Consider the following 15332-nt stretch of genomic DNA (forward strand, 5'->3'; position numbering starts at 1 on the left):
TGGTTGTATAACGGAATAGCATTAGTTTATCACTGGCAATAAAAAAGGCTGAACCTAAGTTCAGCCTTTAAAGACAAAAATCGCGTTATCAGCAGTAACCGTAGTTCATCAAACGTTGGTAACGACGTTCAAGCAATGCTTCAGTGTCAAATTGCTCAAGCTCTTCTAACTGGCGAACCAAGGTTGCTTTCATGTTTTTCGCCATCTGCTGATGGTTGCGGTGCGCACCGCCTAGTGGCTCTTCGATAATTTCATCGATAAGCTCAAGCTCTTTGAGACGAGGAGCAATCAGGCCCATCGCTTCAGCGGCTTGCGGCGCTTTATCTGAGTCACGCCACAAGATTGACGCACACCCTTCTGGTGAAATAACGGAGTAAGTCGAGTATTGCAGCATGTTGACATAATCACCAACGCCGATTGCCAGAGCGCCACCCGAACCGCCTTCACCAACAACGTTACAAATCACAGGCACAGTCAGACCGGCCATGGCTTTAAGGTTGGTTGCAATTGCTTCTGACTGTCCACGCTCTTCTGCGCCAACACCTGGGTAAGCACCTGCAGTATCGATGAAAGTAATGATAGGCATGTTGAAACGCTCAGCCATTTGCATCAGACGCAGCGCCTTACGATAGCCTTCAGGCTTTGGCATACCAAAGTTACGTTTGACTTTATCTTTGGTCTCACGACCTTTTTGATGACCGATAACCATCACTGGTCGGCCATCTAAACGCGCCATACCACCGACGATCGCTTTGTCATCCGCATAGTGGCGGTCACCCGCTAACTCGTCGAATTCAGTAAAAGCATGCTCTAGATAGTCCAAAGTGTAAGGACGCAGTGGATGACGAGCAAGCTGGGCCGTTTCCCAAGCACCAAGATCGCTGAAGGTTTTCTTCTTAAGCTCTAGGCTTTTCTTCTCTAACTGTTCAATCTCTTTGTCAAGATCGACACCAGAGTCACCACCATGACGCGACACGTCACGAAGTGCTTCAATTTTTGCTTCAAGCTCTGCGATTGGTTTTTCAAATTCTAAAAAATTCAGGCTCATCTATAGATCCTTTCTTATTTGGCAGCCACGCGCCAAACTTAGTTAAATTCGAGTTCTACCTGGCCTTTCCCAAGCAGTTGTTTTAAATCATCTAATAATGCGTCGCTTGGCGTTACTCGCCATTCTGTACCTAACGTTAAACGCGCCCGTGCATCTGAGCGTTGGTAGTATACATGGACAGGGACGCTCCCCGCCCGATGAGGCTCTAGGATTTGGCTAAAGCGCTCAAAAAATCGGTCATTGATTTGAGATTGTTCAATGGATATCGACAGGCCGCGAGCGTATTTTTCACGAGCGGTGCCGAGATCCATAACCTCGCGCGCCGACATTTTAAGACCACCATTGAAATCATCAAAGCTGACCTGTCCGGAAATAACCAAGATTTTATCTTTTTCTAACAATTCTGCGTACCGATCCAGCGCATCGGAGAATAACATCACCTCCATTCGGCCACTTCGGTCATCGATCGTCATCAAACCAATACGTGTTCCACGCTTAGTGGTCATGACTCGCGCCGCAATCACCAAGCCTGCAATCGTGACACTTTGATCGCGACGAGTCGGCGTGGCATCTTTTAGTCGACAACTGGTGTACTTACTCAGTTCCTTTAAATAGGCATTTATTGGGTGCCCGGTTAAATAAAGGCCGAGCGTATCACGTTCTCCCTCTAACCAGACTTTTTCTGGCCAAGGATCCACTTTCGTGTATTTATGCTCAACTTCTTCGGGCGCTTCGGTTAATACACCAAATAGGTCGGTCTGGCCGAACGCTTCTGCTTGGTGATGTTGACTGGCCGCCTTGACCGCATCATTTAACGAGGCCATCATTGCCGCGCGGTGTGGCCCCAACCTATCAAGTGCTCCGGCATAGATCAATTTTTCTATCACGCGCTTGTTAACTTTTTTCAAGTCAAGACGCGCACAGAAATCGAACAGATCTTTAAAATAGCCACCTTTATTGCGCGCTTCTAAAATCGCTTCAATCGGGCCTTCTCCGACCCCTTTAATCGCACCGATACCGTAGACGATGGCCCCTTCTTCGTTGACATTGAAGCGGTATAGGCCAGCGTTAATGTCTGGCGGCAACACTTTGAGCTTCATGCGTAAGCACTCGTCGACTAAGCCAACCACCTTCTCTGTATTGTCCATATCAGCGGTCATTACCGCCGCCATAAACTCCGCAGGATAATGGGTTTTAAGCCACAAGGTTTGATAAGAAACCAATGCATAAGCGGCCGAGTGCGATTTGTTAAATCCGTAACCGGCAAACTTCTCTACCAAGTCGAAGATCTTCATCGCCAACTCGCCATCAACGCCGTTTGCTATCGCACCTTCTTCAAAGGTCGCTCGCTGTTTGGCCATCTCTTCTGGCTTTTTCTTACCCATGGCACGACGTAGCATATCTGCGCCACCAAGGGTGTAACCGGAAAGCACCTGGGCAATCTGCATTACCTGCTCTTGATAGAGGATAATGCCGTAGGTTGGTTCAAGAATCTCTTTTAGCGAGTCGTGTTGCCACTGTTCATCTGGGTAAGAAACCGCTTCTCGACCATGCTTACGATCGATAAAGTTATCAACCATGCCAGATTGCAATGGACCAGGTCGGAACAGCGCCACCAATGCGATGATGTCTTCAAAGCAGTCTGGTTGAAGACGCTTAATCAGCTCTTTCATACCACGAGATTCGAGCTGGAAAACCGCGGTCGTTTCTGAATTTTGTAGTAAACGGAAAGACGCTTCATCGACCAAAGGGATCGACTCTATCCGAATCGGCTCTTTGCCCTCTTTCTCTAGGCGCGGGTTGATCAAACCTAACGCCCAGTCGATGATCGTCAGAGTTCGAAGACCTAAGAAGTCGAACTTGACCAGGCCTGCGGTTTCGACGTCATTTTTATCAAACTGCGTGACAGGAAAATGCCCTTCCGCGTCGGCATAGATTGGCGCAAAATCGGTAATCGTCGTCGGAGAGATAACCACACCACCGGCGTGCTTACCCGCATTTCGGGTACAACCTTCAAGGATGCGACACATGTCGATCAGCGCTTTGACATCTTCGTCGTTTTTATACAACTCAGGCAGCGCTGGCTCGACGTTGAACGCTTTCTCGAGCGTCATACCTGGATCCGGCGGCACTAATTTCGAAATGCGGTCGACAAAACCAAAACCGTGCCCCAGCACACGACCGACATCTCGAATGACCGCTTTAGCCGCCATGGTGCCGAAAGTAATGATCTGAGATACGGCGTCACGACCGTACATTTCCGCCACGTGGTCAATAACTTTATCGCGCTTATCCATGCAGAAATCGACGTCAAAGTCAGGCATCGAAACCCGTTCTGGGTTCAAGAAACGTTCGAAAAGCAGATCGTATTCAAGTGGGTCAAGATCGGTGATCTTTAACGCATAGGCCACCAGTGAACCAGCACCAGAACCACGCCCCGGACCAACAGGAATATCGTTATCTTTCGACCACTGGATAAACTCCATAACGATCAAGAAATAACCAGGGAAACCCATGTTATTGATTACTTCGAGTTCGATGTCTAGACGTTCGTCATACTCGGGGCGACGCTCAGCACGCAGTTGTGGATCAGGGAACAGAAACTCTAAACGCTCTTCCAGCCCCTGTTTGGATTTCATGACTAGGTATTCGGTCTCTTCCATGCCTTCTGTTGGGAAAGCTGGCAAGAAGTACTCACCTAAGCGAACTGTTACGTTACAGCGCTTAGCAATTTCGACACTATTTTCTAATGCTTCAGGGATGTCGGCAAACAGCTCACACATCTCTTCTTCCGTGCGCAGATATTGCTGAGGACTGTAATTTTTTGGTCGGCGAGGATCGACTAAGGTGTAACCATCATGAATCGCAACACGAATCTCATGGGCATCAAACAGTGTTTCATCCAAAATCACCACGTCATTGGTGGCAACCACAGGCAGTTCAGCTTGCTCGGCAAGCTCTAAAGCGAAATGAAGATAGTTTTCCTCATCGGCGCGGCCGGTACGAGTCAACTCAAGATAAAAGCGATCGGCAAAATGGGTTTTATAGAACGCGACGTTATCATCAACAATCTTCTGATTGCCTTTGAGCAGAGCGCGACCTATCTCACCACCTTTGCCACCAGAAAGAATAATGACCCCCTCTGATAGCTCCACCAGCCACTCTTTATCAATCACAGGCTTGTGTTGAACATGACCTCGCAAATAAGCTTTGGAAATCAATAGGGTGAGATTTTTGTAACCGATATTGTCTGCCGCAAGTACAGTTAACTTGGTCAGCTCATCGCCAAATTCAGGTGACTGCATCATGAAATCGGCGCCAATGATCGGTTTAACACCACAACCATGCGCCGTGCCATAGAATTTGACCAAACCACACAAGTTAGTAAAGTCGGTCAAGGCGACCGCCGGCATACCCAACTCGGCCACTTTCTTAACCAGTGGTGGCACTTTGGATAAGCCGTCAACCATGGAATAGTCACTATGTACTCGAAGGTGGATAAACTTAGGATCTGACATTATGGTTTCGCAAATAGGGCTTAATCGGAAAGATAGTCTGGGTATTTTACGTGATATAAGATCGGAGATATACCCTAATTCGGTAGGCTATTTCTCCGCTGAGCTTATTCAAGACCAAGAGCGCGCTTAACTGGCTTGAAACTCTTGCGGTGCTGAGCAATCACACCATGTTGCTCGATCGCTTCAAAGTGCGCTTTCGTCGGGTAACCTTTATGCTTGGCAAAACCAAATTGCGGATAAAGGGCATCGAGCGCTTCCATCTCTTGATCGCGCACCACTTTCGCGATTATCGAGGCCGCGCTGATTTGTGCAACCCGTAAATCGCCTTTCACCACCGCTAGCGAGTCCATCGGCAATTGAGGACAACGATTACCATCAATCAACGCCAGATCAGGCTGAATCTTGAGCCCCGCAATCGCTCGTTGCATCGCAACCATAGTCGCCTGAAGAATATTAAGCTGATCAATCTCTTCCGGCGAGCAACGACCAACTGACCAAGCCAGCGCCTTGTGCTTAATTTCAGGAAACAGCGCCAAACGCTTTTTCTCCGATAGCTTTTTCGAATCATTCAGGCCGACAATCGGGTTATTCGGATCAAGAATAACTGCCGCCGTTACCACATCCCCAACCAGTGGGCCGCGGCCGACTTCATCGACTCCGGCGATATATAGGTATCCTTGCGGGTACTCAAAAGCTGGCAGCTCTTTGGTTTGTTTAGTCATTGTTGCACTCTTTACCGATCAGTTTAAGTACTGCTCTAGCAGCTTGGACGTCAGCATTTTTACGTATCATCTGATGCATTTGAGTAAAACGCTCAATTAAAGCATCATTATTGCTGCTTAACATTGTCTCTACTGCTGGGACTAAGTATTCAGGGGCACACTGTTCCAGAATCAATTCTTTCACCAACTCTTCACCGGCGAGAATATTAGGCAATGACACATATTCGGTAATCGCCAACTTCTTCACTAACCAGCCAGTGAGTCGATTCACTTTGTAACCGACGACCATTGGCCGTTTAAGTAACATACATTCCAATGCGACCGTCCCAGAGGCAAGAAGTACCGCATCAGAGGCTGTAATGACGTTACGCGCAGTATCTTGAACGATAACAAAATCGAGTTCTGGGGCCACCGCTTGCCAAATTTGTTCAAACTGTTGACGGCGTTTATCATTGACGGCCGCAACAACGAAACCCATCTCAGGATACTTAATCTTAATTTGACGACAAGTTTGAATAAAAGGTTCAGCGATTAACCCCATTTCACCACCACGACTGCCCGGCAGTACAGCTAACCACTGTCGGTTTGGATCGAGTTCGAGCATTTCTCTCGCCTGTTGCTGATCTGGGTGGAGAGGAATAGCATCCGCTAAACTGTGACCAATAAATTCACAAGCGACGTTATACTTATCGTAAAATGCTTTTTCGAATGGCAAAAAGGCCAACACGAGATCGGTCGCTGCATCGATTTTAAAGATACGTTTAGGTCGCCAAGCCCAAACCGAAGGACTCACGTAGTGGACGGTTTTAATACCCGCTTGCTTAAGACTCAGCTCAAGTCGCAAGTTAAAATCGGGTGCATCAATACCGACAAATACATCAGGCGGATTATCAGTAAAATACTTGACCAACTGCGCTTTGACTTTAAGCAATCGCGGTAAACGGCCTAGCACTTCAACCAGCCCCATTACGGCCAGCTCTTCCATATCAAAAAGAGACTCGCAGCCTTGAGCAATCATTTTTGGTCCGCCAATGCCGACAAACTCAGCATTAGGATATTGCGCCTTCAGCGCTTTAATAAATCCTTCGCCTAAGGTATCGCCCGATAATTCACCCGCAACGATACCAATTCGTAATGGTTTATCCATTGTCCAATCACCTATTCATGGATTGCTATAAAACGCAAAAAAGACCGCAACCTTGTCAGGCGCGATCTTCTGTTATTGCTTTGCCATCAGCGTTAGCGAATAACGCCACGCTCAGAAGTTTCCACAAAATCAATAAAGTGCTTAATTGACGGCCACTCTTGCGCCATTTCGACCAGCACTTGCTTGGCTTCAGCTTGGGTCTTACCTGCACGGTAGAACTCCTTGTACGCATTGCGTAGCGCTCGAAGCTCAGCTTTCTCGAAGCCATTGCGTTGCAAGCCAACGAGGTTGAGACCAAATGGTGTGGCATGGTTCCCCTGCGCTAACACATAAGGAGGCACGTCTTTCACCACGGCAGAACAGCCACCAATGTAGCTGTAGGCACCTACTTTACAAAACGGATGAATAGCAGAGAGCGCCATAACACCGGCATGATCTTCTACCGTCACATGACCGCCTAGAATAGCGTTGTTACCAACGTGAGTGTGGTTACCAACGATCACGTCATGAGCAATATGCGCATTAACACACAGTAGATTGTCATTACCGATGACTGTGGTTGCTTTATCTTGAGTCGTACCGCGGTGAATCTGAACCGCTTCACGAATCACGTTGCGATCGCCAATCACTACCGTTGTCTCTTCACCGCCATATTTCTTATCTTGGTTCTCTTCACCAATTACAGCATGAGGGAAAATACGGTTGTCTTTACCAATCGTTGTGTGACCTTTTATCACAACATGCGACATAATTTCTGTCCCTTCACCAATCTCAATGTTTCCTGAGATATAAGTAAAAGGTCCAACCGTCACGTTAGCCGCAAGGGTTACGTTACCTTCAATCACCGCTGAAGGATGAATTTGAGCCGTTTCATCAATCATATTAAAACTCTCGACGAGCACACTTAAGCTCGGCTGAACACACAACATCGCCGTCGACTTTTGCTACGCCATTAAACGCAGCAATACCACGACGCTCTTTAATAAATTCGACTTCGATAATCAATTGGTCACCAGGAACGACTGGCTTACGAAACTTGGCTTTATCAACACTTGCAAAGTAGTAAAGTTCGTTGCCAGACGGCGCACCAAAAGATCTAAATGCCAATAAGCCGGTTGCTTGAGCCATGGCTTCAAGGATCAACACACCAGGAAATACAGGCAGTTGAGGGAAATGACCGGTGAACTGAGGTTCATTCACTGAAACATTCTTAATCGCCGTTAGGTATTTCTCTTCTTGAAAGTCGATAACACGATCAATAAGCAAAAACGGGTAGCGATGAGGCAACAATTCCTGAATTTCAGTGATGTTCATCGTTTTATTTTCAGTAGTCAAAGTCATATTCCTATGTTGATGCAATTTTTATCTGTCAGGGCATTATAGATGAAAAAGACTCGCGATACGCGAGCCTTTTGAGTCGAGGATAAGGCATTAAGCGTCGGATGAATTCTCAAGCTGTTTTTCAACCGCTTTCAAACGCTTATTCATCTCATCAATTCGATGCACACGAGCGGCAGTTTTGCGCCACTCTTTATTGGGCTGAAGTGGGATGCCCGAAGAGTACATACCTTTCTCTTCAATACCACGCATGACCATACCCATTCCGGTAATCGTCACGCCATCAGCGATCTCGATGTGACCATTGATGACCGTACCACCGCCAATGATACAGTACTTACCAATCTTAGTACTGCCGGCAATAATCGTACCACCAGCGATGGCAGTACCATATCCGATGTGTACGTTGTGCGCGATTTGCAATTGATTATCGAGAATAACATTATCTTCAATAATCGTATCGTCTAGGGCGCCGCGGTCAACGGTGGTACAAGACCCGATTTCAACCCGATTACCAATTCGAACCGAACCGAGCTGTGGAATTTTAATCCACTCCCCTTTTTCATTGGCATAACCAAAGCCGTCGGAGCCAATGACTGAGTTTGCTTGCAGTAAGCAATCACTGCCAAGCTCGACATCGTGATAGATACTGACATTTGACCACAGTTTTGTATTGGCACCAATTTTGGCATTTTTGCCAATAAAGCAGCCAGCACCAATCACAGCATTGTCACCCAGCTCAACACCCGATTCTATAACAGCGTTTGCACCAATCGAGACATTACTGCCCAATGTTACATCCGCCGCAACAACGGCTGAAGCCGCTATTTCACTGGCAGGTGACGGTGTGGTGTCAAGCGCTTGAGCGACCCTAGCAAACGCGACATACGGGTCTTCAACCACTAAGACATTACCCTTAGCATGCTCACGTTGAGCTTCTTTAACCATAACAAGTGTCGCCTGACACTCAGCTAAATGTTTCGCATATTTTGGATTAGACAAGAAGGTAACATGCCCTTGTTGTGCTTTATCCATCGGCGCTACCATGGTGACAGTTGCATTGCCGTCACCATAAAGCGTCCCCCCGGTAATTGTTGCCAAATCGGCTAAAGAGAGAGTAACCATAATGTACTATTTTAGTTGTTTAATAACTTGTTCAGAGATATTGAATTCAGGTTTACCGTACTGCATGGTTTGAATATCAACAATGATGTCGTAGCCTTCTTTTTCAGCCACTTTTTGCACTGCATCCTGAATCACTTTAAATAGTTTTTGCTTCTCTTCCGCTTCACGACGTGCCGAGGCTTTTTCTAACGCTTGAGCTTTGATCTTGTACTTGCTATCAAGTTGACCAATTTCGATTCGTAATTTTTCAACTTCGTCTTGACCAAGCAGCTCGCCGTCACGTTGAAGTTTCTCAATTTTAGTCTTAGCTTCAGCTTGAATCGCTTTTAGCTCATCCGCTTTGTCTTTGAACTGCTCTTGCATTTTCTGCAAAACCACTTCACGTTGAGGAAGCATTTGGAACACTTGTGCGGTATTTACATAGCCGATTTTTTGCGCCGCTTCTGCTGCGTTTGCAAAAAATGAAGACGTCATGACTACTAGGCCTAAACCAGCCGCTTTGATTGTTTTATTCACTGTTATTTCCTCTAAATTAGAAGGTTCTTCCGATGGTGAAAGTGAAGAATTCTTCATCATCACCTTCGTAAATTTCTATTGGTTTCGCTACTGAGAATACCAATGGTCCCATTGGCGACATCCATTGCAGTGCGACACCGTAAGATGCACGGAAGTTCATTGGATCCGAATAATCGTAGTAATAAGGATCGCTCTCATACCGTGGATCGAAGACAAATTCTGTATCCCATACGCTAGCGGCATCAACAAACACACTGGTACGGATCTGGCTTCGAGTTTCCTCCGATGCAAACGGCGTTGGCACGATAACCTCAAGACTTGCTAGCGCGACAGCGTTACCACCCACTGAGTCATCAGTGGCAGAAACACAACTGGCGCTATTACAAGTATCGGGATTACCATTAGTGCTGTACACAGCTTTCGGGCCCGCTGTATTTGAACCAAAACCACGCAACGTCGTAAAGCCACCTGCGTAATAGTTTTCGTAGAATGGGAACAAGTTATCGTTGCCATCCGTTTGACCATAACCGTTACCGTAGCCCAAACGACCACGCATCAACAAGGTAAACTCGTGTTTCTTTGTTAGCGGGATGTATTGACGGACATCGTACTGCAATTTGAAGTACTGAGCATCAGAACTTGGTACCGTTGCTTTGGCAAAGGCGCGCTGATAGTTACCGGCGGTCGGGAAGTAACCTCGGTTAAGATTATTACGCGTCCACGAGACATTAATATCGAAGTCATTGGTCAAAATGTCACTGTTTTCTTGACCGATGCTCTGCGCAAAGCGCTGTGCTTGATCGTAAGTCGGAACATTACCAATGTTGTTGTGAGTATAACCCACGCCGAATTCAAAACGGTTAAGCTCATCAAACGGGAAGCCCCACGTTAAACTCGCACCATAACTTTCGTTGGTATAGTCAACAATACCAGCTTCAGACGCTTCAAACTCATTGTAGAAAATTTTGCCTCCCATACTGACACCATCTAGGTTCCAGTACGGATCACGGTAATCTAGGCTGATATTCTTCTGATAGTCGTTCATCATCGCATTGATACCGACGCGATTACCACTACCCACAAAGTTATCTTGCTGCAAGCCGATTTGGAAGCTAATACCAGATTCGGTACCGTAACCAACACCGAAGTTGACGCTACCAGAGTTGGCTTCTTTAACGTTGTAAACCAAATCAACTTGATCTTCACTGCCCGGCACGCGCACTGTCTGCACATCGACAGTTTCAAAGAAACCTAAACGGTTAAGACGATCTTTACCGGTTTGAATCGATTTTGAGTTCAGCCAACTGCCTTCCATTTGACGCATTTCACGGCGTAAAACTTCATCTTTAGTCGCATTATTGCCGATAAAACGAATATCACGCACATAAATTCGATTACCCGCTTCGACATTGACAATTAAAGAAACAGATTGGTTTTCATCATCAAATTCAGGAATTGTGCGTACTTGAGGGTACGCATAGCCTGCTTCGCCCAACAAACGCTTAACACGCTCTTCTAAACTGGTCACCGCTGAGCCGTTATAAGTTTCACCGTCCTCGAACGGAACAAGCGCTTCAAACTCGTCTTCTTTACCTAACAGCTCACCGCGGAATTTGACCTCTTTCACTGTGTATGGCAGCCCTTCGTCTAATCCCAGAGTGATGTACACCCCTTTTTTATCCGGAGAGATCGCAACGTGAGTAGAGTCGATACGGAATTTAAGATAGCCGCGATCCAAGTAGTAAGACTTGAGCGCTTCAATATCACCCGCCAACACTTGCTTCTGATATTTATCATCGGCTAAGAAGTTCCACCACGCGACATCAACGTTCAAGTTAAAACGGCCGAGTAGTTCTTTGTCGGAAAACTGTTGATTACCAATAAAGTTAATTTGTTTAATCTTGGCCGATACACCTTCAGTGAACACGAATTTCAGGTCAGAACGGTTACGCGGCAATGGCGTCACCACCGCTTTCACTCCAGCGTTGTATTTACCAACACTGTAGTAAAAATCTTCCAGACCTTTTTCAATGGTTGACAAGGTCGTACGATCTAACGCTTCACCGACGCGAACACCAGATGCATCTAGGTTCTGCTGCAGTTGCTCTTCCTTGATAGCTTTGTTACCAGAGAAAGAGATACTGGCGATGGTTGGACGCTCTTTAACCTGAACGACAAGCACGTCGTTGTCACGCAGTACCTTGATATCTTCAAAGTTGCCCGTTGCGTAAAGCGCACGGATCATCTCTGAAACATCTTGGCCATCGACAGAGTCACCAATTCGTACTGGCATTTTCAGCAACGCTGCACCCAGTGCAACACGCTGTAAACCTTCAACTTGGATATCTTGAACTACAAAGTTCTCGGCACCGTTTGCGCTGACACTTGTTGCTAACAAGGATGCAAACAGAATATTTTTCATCGCCATATTTGTTTTAGTTATTCCTTACTTCAACCTATTGCTCTGTTACAAGCGAGCAAAGTCATTGAAAATTGCCACAATCATGAGTGAGAAGATAATTGCCCCGCCCACGCGGTAGCCCATTTCCTGAAACTTTTCGGGTACAGGACGCTTTATTACAGCCTCAATGGCAAAAAACAATAGATGCCCACCGTCCAACATTGGCAACGGTACAAGGTTAATAATCCCTAAGTTAACACTTATCAGAGCTAAGAAGCCTAAGAAGTAAACTAAGCCATAATCGGCAGTTGTACCCGCTCCTTTCGCGATGGAAATAGGACCACTCAGGTTATTTAGCCCTACATCCCCAACAATGAGTTTCTTCAACATACTGACGGTAAGGTTGATCACCTGACCCGTTTTCTCAACCGCTTTTCCGACTGATTCAATTACACCATATTGCAATTCGAAGCGATAATTTTCTGGCCATTCTGCGATATCAGGAGCGATTCCTGCAAAACCGATCACACGACCATCCGATAAATCTCGACTATCGGGAATCAGCGTTAATGACAGCGTTTGGCTTGCTCGTTCAACCGTTATGTCAACCGGCGTATTCGGGCTTTGTTGAATTTTTTCAACCACCTGCTGCCAAGACGTTACGTCTACCCCATCTAGCTTAACCAGTAAGTCACCAACCTGCAGGCCAGCTTTAGCGCCAGCACTATCTTGTGACACGTTGGTAAGCTTCGCCGTGATCTCTGGCGTATAAGGCATGAAGCCGAGCGCTGACATTGCAGACTCTTTTTCGGGATCAAAGTTCCAGTTGGTTAAGTCCAAACGCATGGTTTCTTCAATGCCGATGCCATCAACCGGAACCACTGTTAATGTCAGTTCCCTATCGCCGATGTGAGAGATAAGCCCCATATTCACCGATTCCCAATCCGCAGTTTGGACGCCGGAAACCGCTTTTAGTTCCATTCCAGATTGTAGGCCAGATTCAGCCGCTATCGAAGCCGGTGTGATCTGCCCTACCACCGGTTTTACCGCAGGCACACCTATCAAAAAAACTAACCAATAAGCAAAAATTGCAAATAGGAAGTTGAACAACGGACCAGCTGCGACGATCGACGTACGCTTCCATAACGGTTTAGCATCGAAGGTGGTGTGTTTATCTTGCTCCGCCACGTCATCAACTCGACTATCGAGCATTTTGACATAGCCACCTAAAGGGATGACAGACAAGCTGTATTCGGTGCCGTCTTTTGCGACTCGGCTCCAAATCGACTTACCAAAGCCAATCGAAAATTTCTCAACTTTGACACCACAACGACGGGCGACCCAAAAATGACCAAATTCATGCACCGCGACCAAAATACCCAAGGCGACAACGAATGAAGCAAAGTTCCAAATAATACCGCTCATAACTGACGCTCACTTACGAAGTTGCTGGCTAGTTCTCTCGCCATTCTATCGAGCTCGAGTATGCTTTCCAAGTCACGACATGATGATGGGGTGTAAGTCGCGCAGACTTTATCCGCCACTTGTTGATTCACCAATGCGATATCGGTAAAACGCAGTCTTCGATTTAAGAACGCGTCGACCGCTATCTCGTTAGCTGCATTGAGTGCCGTAGTGGCATGCTGACCTTCGTAACAGGCATCTATCGCCAGCTTCAGACAAGGATAACGCTGAAAATCTGGCTCTAAAAAGCTCAGTTCACCGACTTTGGTAAAGTCGAGAGGTGCAACGCCTGCGTCAACTCGTTGCGGATAGGAAAGTGTTAACGCGATCGGCGTCGCCATATCAGGCTCACCCATTTGCGCCAGCACAGAGCCATCTCGATACTGAACCATCGAATGAATCACAGATTGGGGATGAATCAAGACCTTAAGCTGCTCTCGTTCGGTATTAAAAAGCCACTTAGCCTCAATATACTCAAGACCTTTGTTCATCATGGTCGCGGAATCAACCGAGATTTTAGGCCCCATCGACCAATTGGGATGTGCAATCGCTTGCTCTGGTGTCACACTGCTGAGCGACTCAATATCGCTATAACGAAATGGGCCACCTGAACCGGTGAGGAGAATATGCGAGATACCATGCTCAGTTAAAGAGCAGCGACCCAAATTGGTTTGAATCTCATTCGGTAGACACTGAAAAATCGCGTTGTGCTCACTGTCAACTGGCAATAGCTCAGCGCCATAGTGTTCCACTGCATCGATAAACAGCTGGCCAGACATAACTAATGCTTCTTTATTCGCTAATAGCACCCGTTTACCAGATTTTACCGCCGCCATAGTCGGTAACAGCCCTGCGGCGCCGACAATCGCCGCCATCACAGTGTCTACCTCATCCATTGATGATACCTGACACATCGCCTCAACACCCGACATCACCTGGGTGTTGATTTTAAGCTCAATCAACTGTGCTTTAAGACGCTGCGCCGCGATATCACTGGCCATGACCGCATATTCAGGCTGCCACTTTTGGCAAAGTTCACGCATTTTGTCGACATTTTGCCCTGCAACGAGCGCAAAAATAGAGAATGTAGCAGGATTCTGTTCGATGACTTTAAGCGTGCTAGCTCCGATAGAACCCGTTGCACCAAGAATCGTTAACTTACGCATAGCAAGAACCAATGTATGAGCAGGACAAGCCTAAACTCACCTTAAGAGATAAAGTACAAGAACGCAAAAACCGGGAAGGCAGCGGTTAAACTGTCGATGCGATCCAACACACCACCATGCCCTGGGATAATATTGCTACTATCTTTGATGCCTGATACGCGTTTAAACATGCTTTCAACCAAATCACCCAACACTGAGATCACCACGGTGACTAAGGTGATCAGCACCATAGCCCATACGCTTGAAAATTGAATTTCAAACCATTCTGCCGTCGCCCAGCCGACAATAATCGCGGTGATAATTCCGCCGATTAACCCTTCAATGGTCTTATTTGGGCTGACGTGAGGCGCCATTTTGTGTTTACCCAAGCTCTTTCCAGCAAAATAAGCACCACTATCTGCAGCCCAAACAATCAGGCACACATACAGCACCAGCTTAGCGCCGTGATAAGGTTCAAGATCAATGCCTTCAGCGCGCAACAAAAGAACACTCCAGAAAAAAGGCAATAAGGTCAGAAGACCAAAAATGTGGCGTAGTAAATTCGAGTGTTGCCAAAGCGATGAGGATTTAGGATAAGTGATAGCAAGCCCACTGGCGACTAACCACCAGGCGCAGCCAAGCGTTAAGATGGCATAATGACTGTCACTGAGTAGGTTTAAACTGATGGCATCAAAAGGAACAAACCACAGACTCGCGGCTCCTACGACCACCGCCGGTATAAGCGCTATCGTACGTGAAGAGGCATTGACAAACTGTGTCCACTCCCAAAAGCCAATTAACGTTACCGCCGCAACGGCAAGGATAAAGAGGGGTAAAGAGAGCTTGAAAATTCCTAAAATCACCAGAGGAGCAAGGATAAGCGCCGTTATAATTCGTTGTTTCAAACT

The 15332-nt window shown here is 46.7% G+C and carries 12 protein-coding genes; all 12 read right to left on the minus strand.

The features are described from left to right. Positions 1–88: 88 nt before the first annotated feature. Positions 89–1048 (minus strand): acetyl-CoA carboxylase carboxyl transferase subunit alpha, encoded by a 960-nt coding sequence (accA, locus tag BS19_RS05990; RefSeq protein WP_038174006.1) that lies wholly within the window; start codon positions 1046–1048, stop codon positions 89–91. A gap of 38 nt (positions 1049–1086) precedes the next feature. Next, complete coding sequence (gene dnaE, locus BS19_RS05995) at positions 1087–4566, minus strand: DNA polymerase III subunit alpha (RefSeq protein WP_038174007.1); 3480 nt, start codon at positions 4564–4566, stop codon at positions 1087–1089. A 104-nt stretch (positions 4567–4670) separates the two neighbouring features. Further along, the gene (gene rnhB, locus BS19_RS06000) at positions 4671–5288 is read right to left on the minus strand and encodes a ribonuclease HII (protein ID WP_038174008.1); all 618 of its coding nucleotides are present in this window, start codon (positions 5286–5288) and stop codon (positions 4671–4673) included. Continuing rightward, positions 5281–6435 (minus strand): lipid-A-disaccharide synthase, encoded by a 1155-nt coding sequence (gene lpxB / locus BS19_RS06005; RefSeq protein WP_038174009.1) that lies wholly within the window; start codon positions 6433–6435, stop codon positions 5281–5283. The genes rnhB and lpxB overlap by 8 nt, the downstream gene beginning before the upstream one ends. Before the next feature lie 92 nt (positions 6436–6527). After that, entirely contained in the window at positions 6528–7316 is a 789-nt protein-coding gene (gene lpxA, locus BS19_RS06010) for an acyl-ACP--UDP-N-acetylglucosamine O-acyltransferase (RefSeq protein ID WP_038174010.1), read from the minus strand. Position 7317: 1 nt separating this feature from the next. Continuing rightward, the gene (fabZ, locus tag BS19_RS06015) at positions 7318–7770 is read right to left on the minus strand and encodes a 3-hydroxyacyl-ACP dehydratase FabZ (RefSeq protein WP_100752225.1); all 453 of its coding nucleotides are present in this window, start codon (positions 7768–7770) and stop codon (positions 7318–7320) included. A gap of 96 nt (positions 7771–7866) precedes the next feature. Beyond that, positions 7867–8898, minus strand: coding sequence for a UDP-3-O-(3-hydroxymyristoyl)glucosamine N-acyltransferase (lpxD, locus tag BS19_RS06020; RefSeq protein ID WP_038174012.1), 1032 nt, complete (start codon positions 8896–8898; stop codon positions 7867–7869). A gap of 6 nt (positions 8899–8904) precedes the next feature. Then, on the minus strand, positions 8905–9414 hold the full coding sequence (locus tag BS19_RS06025; protein ID WP_038174013.1) for an OmpH family outer membrane protein: 510 nt from the start codon (positions 9412–9414) through the stop codon (positions 8905–8907). A gap of 16 nt (positions 9415–9430) precedes the next feature. Then, positions 9431–11842 (minus strand): outer membrane protein assembly factor BamA, encoded by a 2412-nt coding sequence (bamA, locus tag BS19_RS06030; RefSeq protein ID WP_038174014.1) that lies wholly within the window; start codon positions 11840–11842, stop codon positions 9431–9433. Positions 11843–11881: 39 nt separating this feature from the next. Then, positions 11882–13240 carry a sigma E protease regulator RseP gene (rseP, locus tag BS19_RS06035; RefSeq protein ID WP_038174015.1) on the minus strand — a complete coding sequence of 453 codons (1359 nt, stop codon included), beginning with the start codon at positions 13238–13240 and terminating at the stop codon, positions 11882–11884. Further along, the gene (gene ispC / locus BS19_RS06040) at positions 13237–14445 is read right to left on the minus strand and encodes a 1-deoxy-D-xylulose-5-phosphate reductoisomerase (RefSeq protein ID WP_038174016.1); all 1209 of its coding nucleotides are present in this window, start codon (positions 14443–14445) and stop codon (positions 13237–13239) included. The genes rseP and ispC overlap by 4 nt, the downstream gene beginning before the upstream one ends. Positions 14446–14486: 41 nt before the next feature. Continuing rightward, positions 14487–15329 (minus strand): phosphatidate cytidylyltransferase, encoded by an 843-nt coding sequence (locus BS19_RS06045; protein ID WP_038174017.1) that lies wholly within the window; start codon positions 15327–15329, stop codon positions 14487–14489. Positions 15330–15332: the final 3 nt, after the last annotated feature.

The sequence above is a fragment of the Vibrio pacinii DSM 19139 genome (assembly GCF_000711795.1).
In the GTDB taxonomy this organism is placed as follows: domain Bacteria; phylum Pseudomonadota; class Gammaproteobacteria; order Enterobacterales; family Vibrionaceae; genus Vibrio; species Vibrio pacinii.